The 22,011-nt window shown below is 50.8% G+C and carries 24 protein-coding genes and 2 riboswitches; of the genes, 13 read left to right on the plus strand and 11 right to left on the minus strand.

Translation table 11 applies throughout. The annotated features are described in order from the left end of the window. Positions 1-66: 66 nt before the first annotated feature. Both fmt and def read right to left on the minus strand, forming a co-directional pair. Positions 67-987 (minus strand): methionyl-tRNA formyltransferase, encoded by a 921-nt coding sequence (gene fmt, locus B3355_RS11265; protein WP_292783887.1) that lies wholly within the window; start codon positions 985-987, stop codon positions 67-69. A gap of 12 nt (positions 988-999) precedes the next feature. Next, positions 1,000-1,515: a peptide deformylase gene (def, locus tag B3355_RS11270; protein WP_292783890.1), complete on the minus strand. Its 516-nt coding sequence runs from the start codon at positions 1,513-1,515 to the stop codon at positions 1,000-1,002. Between the two features lie 168 nt (positions 1,516-1,683). On the opposite strand from def, the gene B3355_RS11275 reads away from it, so the two are divergent. From B3355_RS11275 to B3355_RS11285, 3 genes are all read left to right on the plus strand, one after another. After that, positions 1,684-2,718, plus strand: a complete 1,035-nt coding sequence (locus tag B3355_RS11275; protein ID WP_047515174.1) for a LysM peptidoglycan-binding domain-containing protein — start codon at positions 1,684-1,686, stop codon at positions 2,716-2,718. Between the two features lie 15 nt (positions 2,719-2,733). Further along, a complete protein-coding gene (gene dprA, locus B3355_RS11280) occupies positions 2,734-3,846 on the plus strand; it encodes a DNA-processing protein DprA (protein ID WP_292783895.1) in 1,113 nt (370 codons plus the stop codon). Positions 3,847-3,911: 65 nt separating this feature from the next. After that, positions 3,912-4,379 carry a DUF494 family protein gene (locus B3355_RS11285; RefSeq protein ID WP_019881124.1) on the plus strand — a complete coding sequence of 156 codons (468 nt, stop codon included), beginning with the start codon at positions 3,912-3,914 and terminating at the stop codon, positions 4,377-4,379. A gap of 57 nt (positions 4,380-4,436) precedes the next feature. On the opposite strand, the gene metF is transcribed toward B3355_RS11285, so the two are convergent. The 3 genes from metF to ahcY form a co-directional block, all read right to left on the minus strand. After that, on the minus strand, positions 4,437-5,264 hold the full coding sequence (gene metF, locus B3355_RS11290; protein WP_292783899.1) for a methylenetetrahydrofolate reductase [NAD(P)H]: 828 nt from the start codon (positions 5,262-5,264) through the stop codon (positions 4,437-4,439). 34 nt (positions 5,265-5,298) lie between these two features. Next, a complete protein-coding gene (locus tag B3355_RS11295) occupies positions 5,299-5,649 on the minus strand; it encodes a phage holin family protein (RefSeq protein ID WP_292783902.1) in 351 nt (116 codons plus the stop codon). A gap of 99 nt (positions 5,650-5,748) precedes the next feature. After that, entirely contained in the window at positions 5,749-7,158 is a 1,410-nt protein-coding gene (gene ahcY, locus B3355_RS11300) for an adenosylhomocysteinase (protein ID WP_292783905.1), read from the minus strand. A gap of 92 nt (positions 7,159-7,250) precedes the next feature. After that, positions 7,251-7,333: riboswitch (S-adenosyl-L-homocysteine riboswitch) on the minus strand. A 224-nt stretch (positions 7,334-7,557) separates the two neighbouring features. Here ahcY and B3355_RS11305 point away from each other — a divergent pair. Beyond that, on the plus strand, positions 7,558-7,707 hold the full coding sequence (locus tag B3355_RS11305) for a hypothetical protein (protein WP_154650038.1): 150 nt from the start codon (positions 7,558-7,560) through the stop codon (positions 7,705-7,707). 75 nt (positions 7,708-7,782) lie between these two features. Here B3355_RS11305 and B3355_RS11310 read toward each other — a convergent pair whose 3' ends face one another. From B3355_RS11310 to B3355_RS11320, 3 genes are all read right to left on the minus strand, one after another. Further along, positions 7,783-8,790 carry a serine protease gene (locus tag B3355_RS11310; RefSeq protein WP_292783911.1) on the minus strand — a complete coding sequence of 336 codons (1,008 nt, stop codon included), beginning with the start codon at positions 8,788-8,790 and terminating at the stop codon, positions 7,783-7,785. A gap of 388 nt (positions 8,791-9,178) precedes the next feature. Then, entirely contained in the window at positions 9,179-10,351 is a 1,173-nt protein-coding gene (locus B3355_RS11315; protein ID WP_292783914.1) for a GGDEF domain-containing protein, read from the minus strand. Between the two features lie 61 nt (positions 10,352-10,412). Beyond that, entirely contained in the window at positions 10,413-10,877 is a 465-nt protein-coding gene (locus B3355_RS11320) for an EVE domain-containing protein (protein ID WP_019881112.1), read from the minus strand. A gap of 68 nt (positions 10,878-10,945) precedes the next feature. Here B3355_RS11320 and B3355_RS11325 point away from each other — a divergent pair, with 68 nt between their 5' ends. Further along, positions 10,946-11,305 carry a DUF2237 family protein gene (locus B3355_RS11325; RefSeq protein ID WP_292783918.1) on the plus strand — a complete coding sequence of 120 codons (360 nt, stop codon included), beginning with the start codon at positions 10,946-10,948 and terminating at the stop codon, positions 11,303-11,305. A gap of 35 nt (positions 11,306-11,340) precedes the next feature. On the opposite strand, the gene B3355_RS11330 is transcribed toward B3355_RS11325, so the two are convergent. The 3 genes from B3355_RS11330 to B3355_RS11340 all read right to left on the minus strand — a co-directional run bounded on the left by B3355_RS11330 (position 11,341) and on the right by B3355_RS11340 (position 13,197). Then, positions 11,341-12,237, minus strand: coding sequence for an SGNH/GDSL hydrolase family protein (locus B3355_RS11330; protein WP_292783920.1), 897 nt, complete (start codon positions 12,235-12,237; stop codon positions 11,341-11,343). A gap of 418 nt (positions 12,238-12,655) precedes the next feature. Then, positions 12,656-12,958: a cell division protein ZapA gene (locus B3355_RS11335; protein ID WP_019881109.1), complete on the minus strand. Its 303-nt coding sequence runs from the start codon at positions 12,956-12,958 to the stop codon at positions 12,656-12,658. 2 nt (positions 12,959-12,960) lie between these two features. Then, a complete protein-coding gene (locus B3355_RS11340) occupies positions 12,961-13,197 on the minus strand; it encodes a hypothetical protein (RefSeq protein WP_292783923.1) in 237 nt (78 codons plus the stop codon). Positions 13,198-13,287: 90 nt separating this feature from the next. Next, positions 13,288-13,499, plus strand: a riboswitch (cobalamin riboswitch). A gap of 137 nt (positions 13,500-13,636) precedes the next feature. Here B3355_RS11340 and B3355_RS11345 point away from each other — a divergent pair. From B3355_RS11345 to cobU, 8 genes are all read left to right on the plus strand, one after another. Continuing rightward, on the plus strand, positions 13,637-15,487 hold the full coding sequence (locus tag B3355_RS11345) for a TonB-dependent receptor domain-containing protein (RefSeq protein WP_047515202.1): 1,851 nt from the start codon (positions 13,637-13,639) through the stop codon (positions 15,485-15,487). Positions 15,488-15,580: 93 nt separating this feature from the next. Further along, positions 15,581-17,446 carry a TonB-dependent receptor domain-containing protein gene (locus B3355_RS11350; protein WP_088178007.1) on the plus strand — a complete coding sequence of 622 codons (1,866 nt, stop codon included), beginning with the start codon at positions 15,581-15,583 and terminating at the stop codon, positions 17,444-17,446. An 86-nt stretch (positions 17,447-17,532) separates the two neighbouring features. Further along, entirely contained in the window at positions 17,533-18,102 is a 570-nt protein-coding gene (locus tag B3355_RS11355) for a hypothetical protein (RefSeq protein ID WP_292783932.1), read from the plus strand. 14 nt (positions 18,103-18,116) lie between these two features. Further along, a complete protein-coding gene (gene cobO / locus B3355_RS11360) occupies positions 18,117-18,722 on the plus strand; it encodes a cob(I)yrinic acid a,c-diamide adenosyltransferase (RefSeq protein ID WP_292783935.1) in 606 nt (201 codons plus the stop codon). After that, on the plus strand, positions 18,722-20,008 hold the full coding sequence (locus B3355_RS11365) for a cobyrinate a,c-diamide synthase (protein ID WP_292783938.1): 1,287 nt from the start codon (positions 18,722-18,724) through the stop codon (positions 20,006-20,008). Before cobO ends, B3355_RS11365 begins: the two co-directional genes overlap by 1 nt. Continuing rightward, positions 20,005-20,679, plus strand: coding sequence for a 5,6-dimethylbenzimidazole synthase (gene bluB / locus B3355_RS11370; RefSeq protein ID WP_292783941.1), 675 nt, complete (start codon positions 20,005-20,007; stop codon positions 20,677-20,679). Before B3355_RS11365 ends, bluB begins: the two co-directional genes overlap by 4 nt. Next, positions 20,676-21,479, plus strand: coding sequence for a cobalamin-binding protein (locus tag B3355_RS11375; protein WP_292783944.1), 804 nt, complete (start codon positions 20,676-20,678; stop codon positions 21,477-21,479). The genes bluB and B3355_RS11375 overlap by 4 nt, the downstream gene beginning before the upstream one ends. Beyond that, positions 21,476-22,000 (plus strand): bifunctional adenosylcobinamide kinase/adenosylcobinamide-phosphate guanylyltransferase, encoded by a 525-nt coding sequence (cobU, locus tag B3355_RS11380; RefSeq protein ID WP_292783947.1) that lies wholly within the window; start codon positions 21,476-21,478, stop codon positions 21,998-22,000. Before B3355_RS11375 ends, cobU begins: the two co-directional genes overlap by 4 nt. Positions 22,001-22,011: the final 11 nt, after the last annotated feature.

Below are 22,011 nucleotides of genomic sequence, written 5' to 3' on the forward strand. Positions count from 1 at the left end.
TTAATACCACTCCCCTAATATGCGGGGATGGCAAGCGTTTTTCAATGCCCGGTGTTAAAACACCGCTTAGAAAAACCGGTCACCGACCTGCACATGCTGCCCCTGCACAAACTGCTGTGCCGTTTGCCGCTTGCCACCCGGCATTTGCAACTCATGGATCTCTAATGCGCCATCACCACAAGCCACGCGCAATGGCTGTGTTTCCAGCACTACGCCTGGCTGGCCGTTGCCGACTGCCACTTGAGCAAACCACAGTTTGCAGACTTGTTCGTTAAACTTGGCCGTGGCGACCGGGAACGGGTTAAACGCCCGTACCTGTCGTGAGAGCTGTTGGGCAGGCTGATTCCAGTCGATGGCAGATTCGGATTTCTCCAGCTTGTGGGCATAGGTCACCAGGGATTCATCCTGCACTTCAGCGGCTAATTGACCCGTGCTTTGCAGTGTATGCATGGCTTCAACCATCAAACGTGCACCTTCCCGGCTGATGGCATCATGCAGGCTTTGGGTCGTATCCGCCTCGGTAATAGCGACCGCCCACTTGCTAATCATATTGCCAGCATCCAGCTTGGGCACTACCTCCATAATCGTCACGCCAGTCTCGGCATCGCCAGCCAGAATGGCTCTATGGATAGGCGCCGCGCCGCGCCAGCGTGGCAGCAGTGAGCCATGGATGTTGTAACAGCCACGTTGAGGGATATTCAGTACCGCAGTGGGGATAATCAGACCATAAGCAGCCACAATCATGACATCGGCATTGACCGCCGCAACCTCCGCCTGCACGTCAGCAGGTTTGAGGCTTTCTGGTTGAAACACGCGCAAGCCATGTTGCAAGGCCAGCTGTTTGACCGGGCTAGCTTTCAATTGCATGCCCCGCCCGGCTGGACGGTCTGGTTGTGTGAGCACCATGACGATATCATGACCGGCATCCATTAACCCCTGCAAAGCAGGCACGGCAAACTCCGGGGTTCCGGCATAAATAATTCGCATGCAAATCCCTAATTAATAACTATTACGTTCGATTTCGCGCGCGTGCTTGACCATTTTGCTGCGGATGCGGTTACGTTTGAGCGTTGACAGGTACTCGACAAATACCTTGCCCTTGAGGTGATCCATCTCATGCTGGATACAGACACTGAGCAGGCCATCGGCATCCAAGCGGTATGTCTTGCCTTGCGCATCTTGCGCTTCTACCGTGATGAACTCGGCGCGTGTGACATTCTCATACACGCCGGGCACAGACAAGCAGCCTTCTTCATAATCCTGGCTGCCAGACTGGGCAATGATTTTCGGATTAATCAGCACCAGCAAATCATCTTTGTCTTTGCTTAAATCAATCACAATCAATTGAATGTGTTGATCAACCTGTGTCGCAGCCAAACCTATGCCGGGCGCATCATACATCGTCTCGGCCATATCGCTTACCAGCTGCTGCAACGCGGCATCAAACACTTGCACCGGCTTGGCCACGGTGTGCAAGCGCGGGTCAGGATATTGCAAAATTGGAAGTAGTGCCATGCTCTACAAATCTTTCCATTCAATAGTTTGTGGGAAAACGGGGTAAAACGCCCGCTTTTTCACCTTGATAAGAACTTTAAACCCATGCTAGATTGGTCGACATTGCGCAGATGCTGCGCACCGTTGGTGCTGCCCATCCCTTTGTGCTGCATATTACAGAGACGCCACATGACCAAAATTGTTCAAATTATAACCTTGCTTGCGCTGGCTTGTAGCAGCTTGTTGGTGCGTGCTGAAGAAATTCCTTTGCGCCCGCAACATCCCGATCGCCATGTCGTGGCCAAAGGCGACACCCTGTGGGACATTTCAGCCAAGTTCCTCAAGAACCCCTGGCAATGGCCACAAATCTGGCAACTTAACCGTGAACACATCAAAAACCCGCACTGGATTTACCCCGGCGACGTGATTGTACTCGACACCAGCAGCGGCAAACCGGTGTTAAAACTGGTACGTGAATCAGTGACACTGGAACCCGGTGTCATCGTCACCCCCATTAAAGGCGATGCGATTCCAGCGATCCAGCCGAACACCATCCTGCCATTCCTGACCAAACCCATGCTGATCTCGCCAGAGGAGCTGAAAGCTGCACCGCGAATTATTGCTGCGCAGGAAGAGCGTGAAATCCTGAGTCCTGGCACCCATATTTATGTGCAAGGCTTACCGGAATCTGCCAGGTCGGTGTGGGCGATTTACCGCGAGGGAGAACCGGTCAAGAATCCTGAAAATGGTGAGATACTCGGCAACGAGGCACACTACCTGGGCGAAGCAAAATTACTGCGCCCAGGCCAGCCAGCCACGTTAACGGTGACTCAGGCCAAAGAGGAAATTGCCGTCAAAGACAAACTGATTGCGATGGAAGATGAACTCAATCCGGCCTATATTCCCCATGCGCCAGACATGCCGATTCAAGGCCAGATTGCACGTGTGAGTGAAGGCATTAACGAAACCGGTTATGGCCGCGTCGTCGTGCTTAACCGCGGTGAAGAGCAAGGCGTAGAGCGCGGTCATGTGCTATCCGTGCTGCGTAAAGGCGCCAGCATGGTGGACCCGGAATCAGATCCGAAAAAACCTGTGACCATCCAGCTGCCTGATGAGCCGGTCGGCCTGGTCATGGTGTTCAAAACCTTCCCAAAACTGTCTTATGCCTTGGTGATGCAGGCCTCACAACCGATTCATGCCGAAGATGTGGTCAGCACCCCATGATACACCAGCGCTACAGTGACGATCACAACTGAACACACCGCCCCCTGGATTGCGCTCAGCCTGGTAAACGGGCTGGGCAGCGTCACTTACTGCCAGTTACTGCTTAGTTTCAAAACGCCTGAAGCCATTCTGGCAGCGCCTTATTCAGCGTTGCGCGACCTGGTCAGCAAAGAGGTCGCTGATGGCATCCAGCGAGCCATGGAGGATCCGCACATTGCGCATACGCTGGCCTGGCTGGATCAAACCGATAACCACCTGATCACCCTGGGCGATCCTTATTATCCGCAACGATTGCTGGACACAGACCAGCCACCGCCGGTTTTATATGCCAAAGGCAACCTGCAAACCCTTAAAAGACCGGGCCTCGCCATTGTTGGTAGCCGCCATGCCACACCGCAAGGTGAAGCGACTGCCGAAAATTTTGCCGAAAGCTTATGCCGCGCCGGATTCGCCGTAGTCAGCGGCCTGGCGCTGGGGATTGATGGTGCCGCCCATCGCGGCGCACTGAAAGCAGATGGTGCTACCATTGCCGTGGTCGGCACCGGGCTAGACATTGTTTACCCGGCCAGGCACAAGGCGCTGGCGCATCAGATCGTGCAATATGGGCTGATCCTCTCTGAATATCCGCTGGGCACGCCATCGCTCACGCACAACTTTCCGCGGCGCAACCGCATTATCAGCGGCTTATCTGAAGGTTGCCTGGTGGTAGAGGCCAATATTGACAGTGGTTCGTTGATTACGGCCAAACAAGCCATCGAGCAAGGGCGTGAAGTATTCGCCATTCCAGGCTCAATTCACTCACCGGTGGCCAAAGGGTGCCACGCCCTGATCAAGCAAGGCGCCAAACTGGTCGAATCGACCGAAGACATATTGAGCGAATTAAGACATATCCGCCTGCCAAACCAGGCCTTAGCGATTAGCCCGAATGGGCCATCGCCCGAGTGGACTAATTTACCTGCCGAAGCAAGCCCAGTATTGGTTTGCATGGGATTCGACCCCCTGTTTGCAGAGCAGATCTCAGCCCGCTCAGGCTTGACGCCAGAACAAGTTTCCACCATGCTAACACTACTTGAATTAGAAGGTGTGGTCAGCCATCTCGCCAGCGGTCAGTTCCAGCGACTCGCCTAAAGACGGACTCAGACTCACCCCAACAGCGCTGTCTATGCAACAGCGTGTTTGAGGAGACTATATACATGTTGGAAGTATTGATATTTATTTATCAAAATTACTGGGATAAACATGATGCGCTCGAGTTGAAAGAAACCGACGAAACCATCATGGCTTACGAGTTATCCCAGGCAGGATTTAACCATCAGGACATTTTACACGCGGTAGACTGGGTCAAAGACCTGCGCCGCTCGGTACAGCAACCACTGTATCTGCACGACCCGGCGGCCATTCGTATTTTTTGCGAGATGGAGCGCAGCAAAATCAATGACGAAAGCTTAAACTTTCTGACGCTGCTACAACGCAGTGACATCATCACGGCCTACGAACGCGACTTGATTGTGGACCGTGCCATGGTGTTACCGCAGGAAACACTGAGCATGGAAGATATCCGCTGGATCACCATGATGGTGTTGTGGGATGAAACACGTAAGCAGGACTACCTGTTTGTAGAAGACGCCTTGTTTAACCCACAAGGTCTTTCACTACAGTAAACCTGAGGACGTAAAAAAGCGCGACCGAACAGGCCGCGCTTTTTTGTTTTCTGCCAGCTACAGTTGGCGAATAATCTGGCCAATAATACCGGCCTGGTTCAGCGTATAAAAATGCATTTTATCCACGCCAGATGCAATCAGCCTGGCACAAATATCCGTCACCACATCCGCGCCAAATGCCCGCAACGACGCCAGGTCGTCACCATAAGCCTCTAAACGCAGGCGCAACCAGCGCGGGATCTCGGCACCGCACACATTAGAGAATCGCGCCAGCTGCGTGTAATTATAGATAGGCATGATGCCGGGAATAATCGGCGCCGTCACACCCATTTTTTGCGCGGCCTCGACAAAGCGGAAATACGCATCCACATTATAAAAATACTGCGTGATGGCTGAGTCAGCACCCGCATCCATTTTACGTTTGAAGTTTTCCAGGTCTTTTTGCGCAGACCCTGCTTCAGGGTGAAATTCAGGATACGCCGCCACCTCGAGGTGAAACCAGTCACCGGTTTCGGCGCGGATAAAGCTCACCAACTCGTTGGCGTACTTAAAGTCACCTGCGCTCACCTCACCTGAAGGAATATCACCGCGCAAGGTGACCAAACGCTTGATGCCTTTGGCTTGATAAGCTTGCAGCAACTCGCGGATTTCTTCTTTACTCGAAGAAATACAGGAAATATGCGGTGCTGCACCATGGCCTGCGGCCTGGATTTCTAGCACGCTATCCATGGTACGGTCACGCGTCGAACCGCCTGCACCAAAGGTCACTGAGAAAAACTCTGGTGAAAATGCGGCCAACTCATCGCGCACATTGCGCAGATTCGCCATACCTTCCGCTGTTTTAGGCGGAAAGAACTCAAAACTGTAAGAGGTTTTATGATTCACTTGTTTAATCTTTTATTTATGATGCACGATCAGCTTAGTCTTTTTCATTCAGCACAATCGCGCTCAATATCCATGCAATCACGCTATACACCAGCGCACCAATCACGCCTGTCAGCACACTATTGACCGAGAAGCCTTGCAATAAATGGCCGACAAACCAGAACAGCAAGCCATTAATCACGAATAAAAACAGCCCCAGCGTCAACAAGGTGATCGGCAACGTTAATATGACCAATATCGGTTTCACCAGCACATTGGCAAAACCAATCACCACCGCCGCCAGCAAAGCAGCCATAAAATTCGCGATATGAATGCCCGGCACCAGATACGCGACAGCCATCAGTGCCAACGCATTTAATACCCACACGACCAACAGTTTAAACATGCTGACTCCCCCTGATTAACATGGGGAGAGTGTACACCCAAACCCGCGCCAGTACATCTGACGCAGACTCGGGTGGATCGGCAGCTACTCTAGTGCAACTTAGTAACGATAATGGTCTGGCTTGTATGGGCCACTTTTGCTCACACCGATATAGGCCGCTTGCGCGTCTGTCAGTGTGGTCAATTGCGCGTTGAGTTTTTTCAACTGCAAGATAGCCACTTTTTCATCCAGGTGCTTGGGCAAGGTGTACACGCCAACCGGATACTTCCCTGTTTGCGTAAACAACTCAATTTGCGCAATGGTCTGGTTAGCAAAGCTGGAACTCATCACATAGCTCGGATGGCCAGTACCACAACCCAGGTTCACCAGGCGGCCTTTGGCCAACAGGATGATGCGTTTACCATCCGGGAAAATCACGTGATCCACTTGCGGTTTGATCTCTTCCCACTGGTATTTTTCAATACCGGCAACGTCGATTTCGTTGTCGAAGTGGCCAATGTTACAGACGATGGCCTGGTCTTTCATTTTGGCCATATGGTCGTGGGTAATCACATGGTAGTTACCGGTCGCAGTGACGAAAATATCCGCATGTTCTGCGGCGTAATCCATGGTCACTACGCGGTAGCCTTCCATCGCCGCTTGCAGCGCGCAAATCGGGTCAATTTCAGTCACCCATACTTGTGCAGACAACGCACGCATAGCTTGTGCCGAACCTTTACCCACATCACCGTAACCAGCTACTACGGCAATTTTGCCGGCGATCATGACATCAGTCGCGCGCTTGATACCGTCAACCAATGATTCACGGCAGCCATACAGGTTGTCAAACTTGGACTTGGTCACAGAATCGTTAACGTTAATCGCCGGGAACGCCAGTTTGCCCTCTTTATGCATTTGATACAGTCTATGCACGCCGGTGGTGGTTTCTTCGGTCACGCCTTTGACGGCGGCCAAACGCACTGAGTACCAGCTTGGGTCTGTTTTCAACTTGGCTTTAATCGCATTAAACAGGCAAATTTCTTCTTCAGACGTTGGATTGGCCACCACAGACAAATCTTTCTCGGCACGGCTACCCAAATGTAGCAATAAGGTTGCATCGCCGCCATCATCCAGAATCATATTGGAGTAGCCACCATCCGCCCACTCAAAAATACGGTGGGTGTAATCCCAATACTCTTCCAGTGTTTCGCCTTTCACGGCAAATACGGCAGTGCCAGTCGCAGCAATCGCCGCAGCGGCGTGGTCTTGTGTAGAGAAAATATTACAGGACGCCCAGCGCACATCAGCGCCCAGGTCTTTCAGTGTTTCAATCAACACTGCGGTCTGGATGGTCATATGCAAAGAGCCGGTAATACGTGCGCCCTTCAGTGGTTGTTGAGCCGCGTATTCTTCGCGAATCGCCATCAAGCCCGGCATTTCAGTTTCGGCAATCGCAATTTCCTTGCGACCCCAAGCAGCCAGCGACATATCAGCAACGATGTAATCTTTGATGTCAGCTACAGTATTCATGTTTCAAATCCTTAAAAAGATGAAAACTGAGCAGGGAAAGTTCTAAGAACCGGTGGAAACGTTTGTTCACCTTTTTTCCGTGCTCGCACAGTGAAAAGTGAACGCCGTTGAGATGCTTTGCAGCAAATGCTCTGAGCCTGGGAGTCAGATGACTCTCGCAGCGTTCCTCAGAAGTTGCGAATTATACGCCAACCCGGGCATTTTACAAAAAAGCGGCGGCGGCCAAGCGCGAAACAGCGGGCTAAATCACACGCAAATAAACCGTCTGCAGGCATCAAAACGTCATCTCTCAAACTGACCCGATTACACCTTGCTGCTCTGCAAAATCACTGTCATACACCTGTGCCATGATGTCATCACGGCAATAAGCAGACAACCAGACTAGGAAAGGTGGCTCGTATGACAATGTATCAAGTGATGGACGAAGAGAACCATTGCATCGCAACCTTTCATCATTTTCAGGAAGCGATTTATACCGCACAAGATTTCACCCTGTGGGATGATGAACATTACTACCATGTGGAAGAGCTGGACATGGCAGTAGCATAAGCGATTGCAAACCCGATTTAAATAAAAAAAGCGCCCGATTGGGCGCTTTCTCGTTTGAGTCTGATGTTGCCTGTCTTACGGCAAACTTTTCATTGCCACCGTCAATGCTTCAGCCGCTTCTGCATCCAGTTGTTTTAATGTATCAACACTGGCCATCGCTTCACCATGTTTGCCACTCGCTTCAGCAATCATGCCCAGGTAATAAAAAGCCTGGCTATGTTGGTCGTTCATGCTCACCACACGATGCAGATGCTGTTCCGCCAGCGTCAAGTCTTTGGTTTCATACTCTGCCGCAGCCAGGTAAAACCAGGCTTCGGTATTGCTTGGCTCCTTTGTCGTCCATTGTTCGGCAATCACTTTCAAACCTGCCCAGTCTTTATGCAGGTATGGAAACACCACCTTCATAAAATATGGCCATTCAGCAGCGGGTTTACCCCAGAAAGGCAATTCACTTTTCACCACAATCGGGCCTGCCGGTTTGCTGATCAGGGCTTTCACCCAGTCCACCGACATGTAGTAGTAATAAGCGTCTTTACCAGGGCTCTTCAGGGTAATCAAGCCGACCAATGCACCGCTGTCATCAAACAGGCCGCCACCGCTCGCACCTTGCCTAAAGCTGCTGGTGGCCCGCACAATGACCGAGTCATCCATGGTAAACAAGCCTTTGACCACACCGCTGGTGCTGACTGGCGCAGCGACAAAACTGGGATAACCGATGGTGAATACCGGTTGTTCATATTTGAGTTCACGGCTGGATTTCATGGTCACTGGTGACAATGGCAAATCTTCCATTTGCAACATGCACACATCATGTTCCCAATCAGGTTTCACGCCGACCGCGTGATAGGCTGCTCCGCCGCTGACCACGCTGATACTGCTGGCATTGGCGACCACATGGCAGTTAGTCACCACCTGGTTTTCAGCCACGACCACACCAGAACCCAAGCCATATTGACCGTTTTTCAAGCCGACTTGCACACGCAACACGCGACTATTTAAATCGTGCACCAGCGCTTCTGCTGGCTCTGCCATGAGTGATGCGCTCATGCATCCTAACAATAATCCGATCAGTAACTTCGTCATGTCGTGCTCCAATCTGTGACAGCAGGTGGGTGGTGTTACCCGGTTGCCGGTGATACGTTGGAAAGCCTGTTAAGCTTGTTTTAGCAAGACGTATTCCAACCCACATACACGCTGGTTTTAGCACACAGAGACTGCACTCAGACAAAGCACATAACTAAAAAATTACATTAACAATCAAATATTTATAATAAAAATTACTTTTACTCGCACCCCAAAAACAAGCTTCAATAAGCACGGCGATGAGCAGACGACAATATGCCATTGCACCAAAGAAGTGCGCCATAAGAATGCACGCACAATAAACTGGCATTTTGAATAAAAATCGGAAGAAAACAGCTAAAGAGAAGTCGTACTTGGCACTGACTACGGCTACGGATAGAGCCAAAAATTAGTGGTTGGCGATAAAAATGCGGTTGCGGCCTTGCTGCTTGGCCGCATACAGAGCAGCATCCGCCATTTTCATCAAATGTGCCAAGCCCTGCTGCTCGCTGAGTTGCGAGGTAGACACCAATCCAAATGACGCCGTGTAGTGAATTTGCTCGCCATGATCACTCATGACGCTGTGGTCTATTTCGGAGCGCAAACGCTCAATCACGCGCGCGGCCTCGTGCAGATCCGTCATGGGCATTAAGATACCGAACTCCTCACCACCCAATCGCCCGACCATATCACTGGTGCGCAAGGCACTGACGCAACGCAGGCAAAAATTCTGCAAGATCAGGTCACCGGCGTGATGCCCATATTGATCGTTGATTTTCTTAAAGTGATCAATATCAACCATGGCAAACGCAAACGCCGAGCCATAACGCTGGCTGCGCCGTACTTCGGATTCGAGCTCGTGAATAAAATGCCGACGATTGGCAATACCAGTTAAAAAGTCGGTAAAAGCAAACTTGTCTGCTTCAATATGCAGCTGGTAGATACGCCAGGCAACGAAAACACCAACGACCAGAAACAAACTGAGCAGTAGTGCGGCATACGTTAAACCATGCGTCGTGTGTTTTTCCAGCCGCTGCTGGCTTTCATTCACATATTGGGTGGCACGTTGATTGGCATTTTTAAGCACCGCCTCATTCAGGCTTGCCACCTCGTTAAAGCGTTCGGTCCACTGCGTTTCTATCAGGCGATTGGCATCCGCATAGCGTGTGGCCTCCAGTGCGTGCAAAATCTGGTCACGCACCTGATTCAGCAATGCCAGTTTCTGTTTGAGTTGTGTCACTTGCTGCTGGTCGCCAGAATAACTGCGGGCAATGATTGCAATTTTTTGCTGCGCCAGCTGCTCGCGCGCCGCAATAAAATCCACTGTGGTTGCCAGTTGCTTACGATCAGCCTCAATCAAAGTGGCATACAGCAAACTGCCGCGAATCTGGTAGAGATCGGCTTCTAAGGCGAGTGCCGCGTTGGCCACAGCAAACGGCTGCTCATAGAGCTTGCGTGTAGTTTGGTGCATCTCACGCATGCTGGAAAAATAAATCCACACAAACAGCAATACGCCGACAAAAGCAATCAGGAACCCGGCGACCAGAATATACAACACGGCATTTTTACGCTGTCTGTTCATTAAGCTGCTCTATGTGAATAATGCGCCTGGAATTAGGTGGTTGCCCTGATCAAGCCAGCCATTACTTTGCCAGCAATGCCGAAATATACGCCCACTCTTTGGGATCGACAGGTGTAATCGACAAGCGGTTCCCTTTTTGCAAAGTACGCATATTGGCCAGTTCTGGCGCTTCGCGCATTTCCTTCAAACTCAGCAACCGCGTTTTACGTACCAGTTTGACATCCACATTCACCCAGCGCGGATTTTCCGGCGTGGATTTTGGATCAAAGTATTTATGGCCTTCAACAAACTGGAACTTATCCGGGTAAGCCAACTGGCTGACTTCACAGAGGCCGACAATGCCGGGCGTCTCGCAATTGGAATGGTAAAACAGCACGCCATCCCCCAACTTCATCTGGTCACGCATAAAATTACGTGCCTGGTAATTGCGTACCCCATACCAATCCACCGTCTGGTTCGGGAACCCTGCCAAATCATCAATAGAAACGTCCGAGGGCTCGGATTTCATCAACCAGTAACGCGCCATGCCTGAAAACCTTCTTAAGTCCAACAAATGTCAGTATCATAAACCAAGTTACAGTACAGCTGACAATCATGGCAAAAAACGTTCTTGGCACCCTACTCATTCCCTGCAGCATGCGCCCAATCACCGGCTTTGTGCGTGATGGTTGTTGTGGATTCCACCCCGAAGACCTCGGCAGGCATACCGTATGTGCAGAAATGACCGATGAATTTCTGGCATTCTCACAGGCACAAGGCAATTATTTATCGACGCCCATGCCAGAGTATGGGTTTCCGGGCCTGAAAGCAGGTGATCGCTGGTGCTTATGCGCCAGGCGCTGGTTAGACGCCAGTGAAGCTGGCTATGCGCCACCGGTGATTCTGGAGTCCTGCGATGAAAGTTGCCTGGAAGTGGTCAGTTTGGCCGACCTGATGTATCACGCGTTGCGATAAGCAGATCAGCCAAACATGTGTTTGCCGCCAGGCGGTTAAATAGCTGGGCGCTGGCTGCGACGCGCAAACACCAACATCAAGCCAGCAAAAAACAATCCAGCTTGCGCAGGCTCTGGTACAGGCGTAATCACAGATAACATGCGCTGCCCCAGATACTCATGCACGACGGTCGTCATATGCAAATCATCCCAAAAAAGATACTTATCAGGATCAGCGCAAACAGCGGCGCCGTCATAACAAGCATCCGTTAAATTGGTAATCCCGTTGCTCACAGCCAAGGCCATGCCGTTTTCCAACTCAGTTTTGGTATCAAAATAAGTCACACGGGCAGAGCTCGGCAGACCTAATCCTGAAAGTCCCGCAACCAGATAATCGTTATAGTCCAGGGTGTAATCCTCCAAAAACTGAACCACCCCGGCAGAGGCCCCATTAAAACGCGGTGCATCCACCACAGCAGGCAAGCCCAGCACGAGAAAATCGGTCGCGCCTTTGCTATGCAACAATGCCACCATATCAATCATATTTTGCGCAGAATCGTGCGCCGAGAAGGTTTCAATGCCATTACCGCCGCCATCCAGCACGTACAAATGTCCTGCATCAACCGATGGCAAGCTACCCAGGTAGCTCGTCATAAACGTGAGCATATCCGCTGTGGTTGCACCGCCAACCGCAAAATTCTGGAAACTGGCTGGTGCATTCAATCCGAGCCCGGTGGCCAGATACTCAACCGCCGTTGGGCCATTGGTAAAACGGTAATTGCTATACGGCGCATCCGTCAGGCCCGCCCCAAACAGCTTGTAATAGCTGACCACTGCCGTATCTTCATTGCCACCATCAAAAAGACTATCGCCAATCGCAGTGATGCCGGTATAAGCAAACACCTGCGGGGAAAACAATACCAATGCAAAAAACCAGAAAAATAGCTTGCGCATGACTTCCTCCCTGAATCTAATTGTTAATTTATATGAAACAACTAGATTCTTGACCAATCAAATAAAGATTGCAATAGAAATATTTCATGCAGCAACTATCTGCAAGCATCACCATTGGGAGAGCGTTGGATAAGCAATGTGAAAGGGGTGGGGAATGATGTGCTAAGGGGTTACCTGAGCCGTGCATCCTGAACCAAGAAAGTTCAGGTGGTAACAGCCTAAGGTACATTAGGTTCGCACGCCAAGGGGGTTTTAAAAAACCACCCAACTTAGTGCGATCTCACAGCACCTGATGAGCCGAAACCTATAACAAAGACTAGTTCAAGGAATTTTAGACTCAGGCAACGCCTTAGCACACCTTTTTTATGATACGCCATTTCAAAAAAATGACGATGAAAATTTTGTGAAATGAAGCGGATTACAACAATTTATGCTGGCCGGATAATACATCATCTATTTGCTGCTGCATGGTAGAAATACGTTTTTTTACGTCTCCCACATCCACACCGCCGCTACGCGTATTCAACAACTCATGCGTAATATTGAGTGCCGCCATAATAGCAATCCGCTCAACGCTGACCATTTTGCCAACATCACGAATTTCGCGCATTTTACCATCCAGGTAACCCACGGCCTGCAGCAAACTGTCGCGCTCTTCATCAGTACAGGTCACGCTCATCGCGCGGCCCATGATTTCGATATCAATCGGATTACTTGCCATGATTAACGACCTTCCTCAGGCAATGCCGACAATAATCGCTCTAACTGAACGCTGGCTTGCGTCATATTCAGCTTCAACGATTGAGACTCCTGATGCAGCCGTGTGACCTCCTGACGCAACTCCACATTTTCGTCACGCAGCTGTCCGCAAAAAGCAATCAGCTTCGTCACACGCTCTTCAAGACTTTTTAAATCGGCATCCATCAGCCCATTATCTTTTAAAAAAATGAGTGTGGTCAATAGCTAAGCGCATTTTTTCAAAGTAAATTAACAATTTGAGCATACCTGCCGAATACAGGCCGACTGGCAAAAAAGCACGCTTTAGACTAGAATGGCGCCCAGTTGTCAGGTGCCTTTGCTGTATTTCTACAGGCTAAGGTGAAACTGGGAAACAGGTGCGTGAACCTACATTCACAACTCCTGTGCTGCCCCCGCAACGGTAAGCAAGTGCGGGTCTATCCATATGCCACTGAGTTCAAACTTGGGAAGGCGATAGATCAAAACTTGCAAGCCCGGAGACCGGCCTCGCAACCAACCATTTGCAATACCGCGGGGTGACGGTGTCTGATGATGTATTGGCTTTGCTGTTCAACACGCAAAGCCTTCATTCATTATCCCTACCCCCAAGTATTGATAGACAAACCACATGCGGGGACGCATGTGATACAGGGATAAGATAATGAAAAAAGTCATTCTTAAAGGCCTTATTGGTCTTTCTTTAAGCGAAATCGCCTGCGCCGCAGACACTGCAACGCTAGACGAAGTCATCGTGACCGCGACACGCACGCCTCAACAACAGGAATCAGTCATTGCCGATGTGTCTGTCATTAATGCAGAAGAAATCAAACGTGGCGGCCAAAGTACGCTGATTGAATTATTGCAACGCCAACCTGGCATTGAAATCACCAACAATGGTGGCGCAGGCAAAACCTCAGGCGTCTTCATGCGAGGCACCAACACGGGCCATACGCTGGTATTAATCGACGGCGTACGTGTGCAGTCTGCCACAGCAGGCACAACAACCCTTGAAAACATACCGATTCAACAGATCGACCGCATTGAAATTGTCCGTGGACCAGCAACTAGCCTATATGGTCAAGATGCAATCGGCGGCGTCATCCAGATTTTCACTAAAAAAGGCGTAGATGGCTTCAAACCTTATGCAAACCTGGGTTTTGGTACTTACGATACCACTCTGGCAGAAGCTGGATTGCGCGGTAAACAAAACGATACGGCTTATGCACTCAATGTATCGGCGAACAAAACCAACGGTTTTTCTTCACTGGACACCAGCAACCCGAACCTGAATGACAAAGACGGTTATCGCAATCTTGCCGTAACTGGTAATCTGTCTCATAAAATTGCAGAAGGCCATGAAGTCGGCTTAACCTTGATGCATAGCAAGGGGAGAACCCGCTTCGACAATAGCTACAACCTCGATCCATCATCAGCATTCAATCCTGCCTTTTCTGATTACGCCAACTTGCAACAAGATGTCTACTCTCTATTCAGTAAAAATCAAATCCTGAATAATTGGCACTCAACAGTGCGCATCAGCCAAGGCATTGATGAGACTGTGAACTACGCAGCATTAGGCCCCTTTACTAGCGAAAGCAGGAGCTTGTTCAGAACCAAACAGGATCAATTCAACTGGCAAAATGACATTACCCTTCCTCTTGGGACATTGACATTGATGTACGATAAATTGATCGACAGAGTCAACTCAACAACGGATTTTGACAAAACCAGGCGCACAAATGAAGGCTATGTAGCCAGCTATGTAGCGAATATCGGAGCACACAGCTTTCAAGCCAGTGCTCGCGAAGACCATAATTCCAGTTTTGGTAACAATGTCACTGGTGGCTTAGGCTATGGGTACAATATTAACGATCAATGGCGTGTCACCGGGAGCTATGGTTCTGCATTCAAGGCACCAACGTTTAATGACTTGTACTATCCAGGCTACTCCAACCCCAATCTGAAACCTGAAAAATCAGACAATTTAGAGGCCAGCCTACGGTACCGCGACGACACATTCAATGCATCCCTGACAGCCTACGAAAATAAGATCCGCAATTTAATTGTCCTCGGGTCTCTTCCTGAGAATATCAACAAAGCCACCATTCAAGGTATCACGCTGGCTGCCAGCAACCGCTGGGATAATTTGGACGTGGGCGGTAGTGTAGACATTCAATCTCCGCGTGATGATGAAACCGATAAACTGCTACGCCGTCGCGCCAATCGTCATGGCCAAATGCACCTTGGCTACTCTTTGCAGGACTGGCGATTTGGTGCTGAAATGGTAGCGTCTTCAGCTCGCTACGAGGATGCGGCCAATACCTTACGCATGAGCGGTTACACACTCTTCAACATGACGGCTCAATACAAAGTCAATCGTGACTGGACTGTGCAAGCACGAGCAAATAATATTTTTGATAAACACTATTATCTAGCAATAGACGGAAACGGCTTTGCCTACAATACCCCAGGGGCAAACTTGTTCGTCAACATCCGTTACGAACCTCAGTAATGCGCACTCTGCATCACTAAAACCAATGAATACGACTACCAATTCACACTGAGTCTGCTCCGTGTGAATTGGATACGCATGCGAGAATCACAAATGAAAAGAACAATCAAAAAACAACTCTATTTTGCAGGCATCCTCCTAAGCCTGCCTGGCTATGTACTTGCCGCAGATAACACCCCCTCATTAGATGAGGTGGTGGTCACCTCAAGTAGAACACCACAATCTACCAAAACAGTCACTGGCGACATCACCGTGATCGATAGCGAAGAAATCAAGAGGCTGCAGGGCGGCTCTCTTGCAGATTTATTGAGGCTTCAACCTGGTGTGCAAACCCTGACCAATGGCGGCATGGGCACGAGTAGTAACATCGCCCTGCGCGGCACCAATGATAATCAGCTGATTGTCTTAGTGGATGGCGTGCGGATTAATTCCGCCACCACAGGCACCACTGCTTTTGAAAACATCCCGCTTGCACTCATTGAGCGCATCGAGATTTTACGCAGCCCTGCGTCTAGTCTCTATGGCTCAGATGCTATCGGTGGCGTTATTCAAATTTTCACCAAGCGAGGCAAAGGCAATAAAACCCATATTTACGGTAGTGCCGGTGCAGGCAGCTATGATTCATACAGTGGTAATGCTGGCTTTGACACGAGCTACCAAGCTCTAAAGTTTGGCGCACAGATCAGCAACTACGACACGCGTGGTATTTCTGCACTCAAACACCCGCCAAAATTGGCCGATCAAGATAGGGATGGCTATAACAACTTTAGTAGCTCGTCTTATGCAGACCTTGAGTTTTCACCAGGCCATTCATTGGGCATACACTATTTAGAAAGCAGTGGTCAAAACCAATACGATGGCGGCAGTGCATTCAGCAAATCTGAGCGCCACCAACAAGGATATGGGATTGCACTCAAAAATGCGCTCACCGAACATTGGAACAGTAAATTAGAGTACAGCGTTGGCCGTGACAGCTTATTTAACGTTAGCAACCCAACCTCTAATAGCAATATTGATACGGAACAACGTCAACTCTCTTGGCAGCATGATTACAGCTTATCCCATGGCACACTGACCTTTGCGTATGACAGGCTGGAGCAAGATGTGGTGACAAAATCTAATGGCAAGCAGACCTTAGATAGAAGCCGCAATAATGATGCGTTCGTATTAGGGTATACAGCCAATTATGAGGCACATAGTGCTCAGCTTTCATTGCGTGAGGACCATAACAGCCAGTTTGGCAATTTCACAACGGGAGGGATCGGTTACGGTTATGACCTCTCTTCAGCATGGCGATTGACAGCACAATACGGCTCATCATTCAGAGCACCAACGTTTAATCAGCTGTATGCTGCTAGCTTTGGTAATGCCGACTTACCTTCAGAAAAAGCTGACAATATTGAGGCCAGCGCCCGTTACCAAAGTCAAACATTCCAGGCGAAACTGACGGTATTTGATAACCATATTCGTAACTTTATTCAAACCTTCAGAGCCGGTTGCCCGAACGGAACCGCTACCTGTGCAGCAAACGCTGGCAAAGTGGAAATTCAGGGGGCGACACTAGAGAGCAAGTTTTCGATCGATGAATACTGGCAGTTAAGTGGGAACTTAACGATACAGTCGCCTCGCGTAGACGCCACCGACAGACTATTGGCGCGTCGTGCGCAACGTTACGGCAATCTGGTTTTACAATATTCAGACGGCCCTTGGGACTGGTCAACAGAGCTAACTGCATCCTCAAATCGTGACGATTATGATAAAAGCATCAGGCTTAATCTGAGCGGTTACGCATTACTAAATAGCACCTTGGCATACCGCATCAATCCACAATGGAAGCTACAAGCGCGCGCCAATAACATTCTAGATAAAAACTACGTGTTAGCCGCTGCATCCTCTACGGTGGATTACAACACTATGGGCACAAATGTATTCGTGAGCCTGAATTACGACATGCAGTAAGCTGAACGGTGGATTTTGCCCAAGCCTAAAGGAATTGGGCTAAAATTCACCCCTTGTGATTAATCTTATTTTTTGGAGTCGTTGGCATGCCAAGTAAAATTTCAACTCAATCGCTGGCAATTGCATTTGTCATTGCACTGATGGTCATCGTGACACGCGGTCATCATTTCGCTTCGATCGATTTTTTGCCTAGCGCTTCTTACGCTGCATTTTTTATTGCTGGTTATTACCTGCGTTCAACTATCGTATTTGTGGCGCTGCTGGCACTGTGTGCTGGCCTGGATATGGCGGCAGTTACCTGGGGCGGCGTCAGCAATTTCTGTGTGACGCCTGCTTACGGTTTCTTATTACCGGCTTACGGTACCATGTGGCTGGCAGGCCGCTGGACAGCCAGCAATACCACCTGGGCACTGAGCAGCTTGTTCAAGCTGACAGGCGTGGTGGTAGTGGCTTCAGCCCTTGCTGAATTGTTCTCCAGCGGTGGTTTCTACTTCTTTGGTGGCCGTTACCCAGACCCAACCCTGGTTGAGTTTGTGCCACGCCTGGTCAAATACTTCCCTAAACAGCTGGAAGCGATTGCGTTCTGGGTGGTAGTGGCACTGATCGCGCATGTGGTGTTTGGCCTGGCCAAGCGCTCTGTCCGCGAAAACGCTTAAGTTTACGCACCATCATGGAAACCAGCGACCGCGACAGCCGCCACAAGGCGCGCATGATCCGCAAAAAAGCGGTCATTGATGAAAAAATCGAGCAGGCCGATCAGGAAAAAGGCCTGCTTCTCATCCTCACCGGCAACGGCAAAGGCAAAAGCTCTTCCGCCTTTGGCATGGTTGCCAGGTCACTGGGCCACGGCATGCGTGTCGGCGTCGCCCAATTTATCAAAGGCCGCTCAGATACGGGCGAAGAAGCCTTTTTCCGCCAGCATCCTGCTGTCACCTGGCATGTACTGGGCGAAGGATTCACCTGGAACACCCAAGACCGCCAGCGCGACACTGAAACCGCGATGCGCGGCTGGCAGATTGTGGCGCAGATGCTGCAAGACCCAGCGATCAATCTCGTTGTGCTGGATGAACTCACTTACACCTTCAAATACAGTTACCTGGACGAACAAATGGTACTGGATGCCATCGCCAAACGCCCACCCATGCAGCATGTGGTGATCACTGGCCGCGGTGCATCTGAAGCCTTGAGAAACGCTGCCGACACGGTATCTGAACTCATGGATGTCAAGCATGCCTGGCGCGCAGGTATCAAAGCCCAGGCCGGGATAGACCTGTAATGCAATCCCCAGCAGCAAGCTGCCATGCCATGTTGATGGCGGCCCCGGCGTCGGGACAAGGCAAGACACTGACCACGGCCGCACTGGCGCGCATTTACCGCAATCGTGGCCTGCGCGTGCAAGCATTTAAATGTGGCCCGGATTTTATCGATGGCATGATACTCGAAGCCGCCACCGGCAAACCAGTGTACAACCTCGATCTCGGCATGTGTGGTGAAGCGGATGCGCAGCGTTTGCTGCATCAGGCGGCACAAGACAATGACGTGATTTTGCTCGAAGGCGTGATGGGCTTGTATGATGGTAAACCCTCATGCGCCGATATTGCCGAGCGCTTTGGCATCCCGGTCGCACTGGTGCTCAATGCCAAAGCTATGGCACAAACCGCTGCCGCGATCGCCTATGGACTATACAGCTTCCGGCCTGCGCTGCAGCGCGCGGGCGTCATTGCCAACCAGGTCGGCAGCGACGGCCATGCCAAGATGATTAAAGAAGCATTGCCAGCGGATATCCCCTGGCTGGGCGCCATGAAATACGACGCGCAACTGAGTTTGCCAGAGCGTCATCTGGGCTTGCACCTGGCACAGGAAATCACGGATATTGACCAGCGCATAGAAGCCGCTGCGCAACTACTGGGACAAGATATGCCATTGCCTCCGGCAGTGCATTTTGCGGCACCAGAACAGCAAGCTATCACGCCATTGCTACAAGGCAAAACCATTGCCGTGGCCCAAGATGCGGCCTTCTGTTTCACCTACCAGGCCAACCTTGATTTGCTCACAACACTGGGGGCAAACATTACTTTTTTCTCGCCGTTGCATGATGCACAATTACCTGCGGCAGATGCCTACTGGCTACCTGGCGGTTACCCGGAATTGCATCTGGCGCAACTACAACGCAACCATAACATGCGCGAAAGTTTGCACGCAGCTGTCGAAGCTAACAAACCCATCCTGGCAGAATGTGGTGGCATGCTCGCACTGGGCGAACGCTTGAATGGTCAACCCGTGTTTGGTTTACTGCCGGGTCACAGCGAAATTCAACCCAAACTGCAAGGCCTCGGCACACAACACGCAACGTTTCCGGTGACGAACGATGGCAAAGCAACCATAGGCGCGCACACTTTCCACTATGGCCGTTTTGAGACTGACTTGCCGGTGATTGCACAAGGCAAAGGCAAATACGGTGCGGGTGAAGCGGTCTACCGCCACCAAAGCATCACAGCCAGCTTTTTGCATTTTTACTTCCCATCCAATCCGTCCCTGGCGGCACAGTTTTTCCTGTCATGAGTTTCGCCTATCCGGATGCCGACAAAGCGGCCATTTATAAAGTGATTGCCGAGCGGCGCGATATGCGGCATTTTTTGCCGACACCTATCGCTCCCGAGTTATTGCAAAAATTGTTGCAAGCCGCCCATCACGCGCCCAGTGTGGGCCTGATGCAGCCGTGGCGCTTTATCCGCATCAGTGATGCCACATTACGAAAAGCGATCCACGCACTGGTCGATGAAGAGCGCAAGCAAACAGCGCAAGTCATCGGCGAGGTTGAAAACACGGCGCGCATGGCCGAGTTTATGCGGCTGAAAGTCGAAGGCATTCTGGACTGTGGCGAACTACTGGTAGCCACTTTATGCGACCAGCGTGAAAAATATATTTTTGGTCGCCGTACGCTGCCGGAGATGGACCTGGCCTCAGTCAGTTGCGCCATTCAGAACCTGTGGCTGGCCGCGCGTGCCGAAGGCATAGGCATGGGCTGGGTCAGCCTGTTTGACCCGCAAAAACTGGCACAATTGCTGGCCATGCCTGCGGACGCCAAACCGGTAGCGATTTTGTGCCTGGGTTATGTGAACGCCTTTTACAAATCCCCCATGCTGGTGGAAGAAGGCTGGGCCACAGAAAAACCTCTCAGCGATATGCTGATGGAAAATGGCTGGCAACCACAAGGCAACACTCAACCATGAAGCGCTGGCCGCAACGTATTGTCTGCCTGACCACGGAAACGGTGGAAGTCCTTTATTTGCTGGGAGAACAAGACCGTATTGTCGGTATTTCCGGCTTTACCACGCGCCCGGCCATTGCCCGCAAAGAGAAGCCAAAAATCAGCGCTTTCACCAGCGCCAATATCGAGAAAATTCTGGCCCTGCAACCTGACCTGGTACTGTGCTTCTCCAACTTGCAGGCTGACATTGCTGCTTCGCTGATTAAAGCCGGTTGCCAGGTGCATGTGTTTAACCAGCGCAGCCTGGATGAGACGTTGCAAATGATACTCACCGTCGGCGATTTAGTCGGCGCCAGTGACAAAGCGAAGCAACTGGTAGAACGTTATCAGGCGCAACTGGACGCGGCACGCCTGCAAGCGTCCAGTTGGCCGCGCAAACCCAGGGTCTATTTTGAAGAATGGGATGAGCCCATGATGTGCAGCATCCGCTGGGCGGCTGAGCTGATTGAGGCGGCGGGCGGCGAGGATTGCTTTCCCGAACTCAGCCAGTTTCATAGTGCCAAAGACCGGCAGGTCAGCGCAGAACAAGTGCTGGCCAGACAGCCGGATATCATTATCGGCTCCTGGTGCGGCAAAAAATTCCAGCCGGAAAAAATAAAAGCCCGACCAGGCTGGCAAGCCATCCCGGCCATCCAGAATGGTCATCTGTACGAAATCAAGTCGGTCGATATCTTGCAGCCCGGGCCTGCGCTGTTTACCGAGGGCCTGGCGCAACTGCAAACCATCATTCAACGCTGGCAACAGCAAGGGAGTCACGCATGAGTACACACCTGATTTTAGGCGGGGCACGCAGCGGTAAAAGTGCGTATGCCGAGCGCCTGGCCTCGGCACTTGAATGTCCGGTGACCTACATTGCCACCGCGCAAGTCTATGACGACGAATTTGCAAAACGTGTGGAACATCATAAAACCCGCCGTCCACCTTATTGGGGTTTAGTCGAAGCGCCATTCAACCTGGGGCAGACACTACTGGATAACGATGCACCAGAGACTTGCCTGATTGTCGATTGCCTGACTTTATGGCTGGCACAGTGCATTTGCCCGGATTGCGATAAACCGGAGCGGCTGGACTGGCAGGCAGAAAAGCAGGCCTTGCTGAACGCCTTGCCGCAATTGCAAGCCCACGTATTTTTAGTGAGCAACGAGGTCGGCATGGGTATTGTGCCTTTGGGTGAAATCAACCGCCAGTTCCAGGATGAACAAGGCCGCCTGAACCAGCATGTGGCGGCTATCGCGGATCAAGTCAGTTTTATTGCCGCAGGCTTGCCGTTAAAGCTTAAATAACAAGAAAGCAC

Origin of the sequence: Methylophilus sp. UBA6697 (assembly GCF_002454655.1) — a bacterium.
Classification (GTDB): Bacteria; Pseudomonadota; Gammaproteobacteria; order Burkholderiales; family Methylophilaceae; genus Methylophilus.

Coding starts and splice junctions, on each gene's coding strand:
- B3355_RS11275 (WP_047515174.1), top strand. CDS start 1,684: ATGACCAAAATTGTTCAAATTATAACCTTGCTTGCGCTGGCTTGTAGC.
- def (WP_292783890.1), bottom strand. CDS start 1,515: ATGGCACTACTTCCAATTTTGCAATATCCTGACCCGCGCTTGCACACC.
- B3355_RS11285 (WP_019881124.1), top strand. CDS start 3,912: ATGTTGGAAGTATTGATATTTATTTATCAAAATTACTGGGATAAACAT.
- ahcY (WP_292783905.1), bottom strand. CDS start 7,158: ATGAATACTGTAGCTGACATCAAAGATTACATCGTTGCTGATATGTCG.
- B3355_RS11355 (WP_292783932.1), top strand. CDS start 17,533: ATGCCAAGTAAAATTTCAACTCAATCGCTGGCAATTGCATTTGTCATT.
- cobO (WP_292783935.1), top strand. CDS start 18,117: ATGGAAACCAGCGACCGCGACAGCCGCCACAAGGCGCGCATGATCCGC.
- B3355_RS11365 (WP_292783938.1), top strand. CDS start 18,722: ATGCAATCCCCAGCAGCAAGCTGCCATGCCATGTTGATGGCGGCCCCG.
- B3355_RS11310 (WP_292783911.1), bottom strand. CDS start 8,790: ATGACGAAGTTACTGATCGGATTATTGTTAGGATGCATGAGCGCATCA.
- B3355_RS11350 (WP_088178007.1), top strand. CDS start 15,581: ATGAAAAGAACAATCAAAAAACAACTCTATTTTGCAGGCATCCTCCTA.
- B3355_RS11305 (WP_154650038.1), top strand. CDS start 7,558: ATGACAATGTATCAAGTGATGGACGAAGAGAACCATTGCATCGCAACC.
- B3355_RS11330 (WP_292783920.1), bottom strand. CDS start 12,237: ATGCGCAAGCTATTTTTCTGGTTTTTTGCATTGGTATTGTTTTCCCCG.
- B3355_RS11325 (WP_292783918.1), top strand. CDS start 10,946: ATGGCAAAAAACGTTCTTGGCACCCTACTCATTCCCTGCAGCATGCGC.
- B3355_RS11315 (WP_292783914.1), bottom strand. CDS start 10,351: ATGAACAGACAGCGTAAAAATGCCGTGTTGTATATTCTGGTCGCCGGG.
- cobU (WP_292783947.1), top strand. CDS start 21,476: ATGAGTACACACCTGATTTTAGGCGGGGCACGCAGCGGTAAAAGTGCG.
- B3355_RS11345 (WP_047515202.1), top strand. CDS start 13,637: ATGAAAAAAGTCATTCTTAAAGGCCTTATTGGTCTTTCTTTAAGCGAA.
- B3355_RS11295 (WP_292783902.1), bottom strand. CDS start 5,649: ATGTTTAAACTGTTGGTCGTGTGGGTATTAAATGCGTTGGCACTGATG.
- bluB (WP_292783941.1), top strand. CDS start 20,005: ATGAGTTTCGCCTATCCGGATGCCGACAAAGCGGCCATTTATAAAGTG.
- B3355_RS11335 (WP_019881109.1), bottom strand. CDS start 12,958: ATGGCAAGTAATCCGATTGATATCGAAATCATGGGCCGCGCGATGAGC.
- fmt (WP_292783887.1), bottom strand. CDS start 987: ATGCGAATTATTTATGCCGGAACCCCGGAGTTTGCCGTGCCTGCTTTG.
- B3355_RS11375 (WP_292783944.1), top strand. CDS start 20,676: ATGAAGCGCTGGCCGCAACGTATTGTCTGCCTGACCACGGAAACGGTG.
- B3355_RS11320 (WP_019881112.1), bottom strand. CDS start 10,877: ATGGCGCGTTACTGGTTGATGAAATCCGAGCCCTCGGACGTTTCTATT.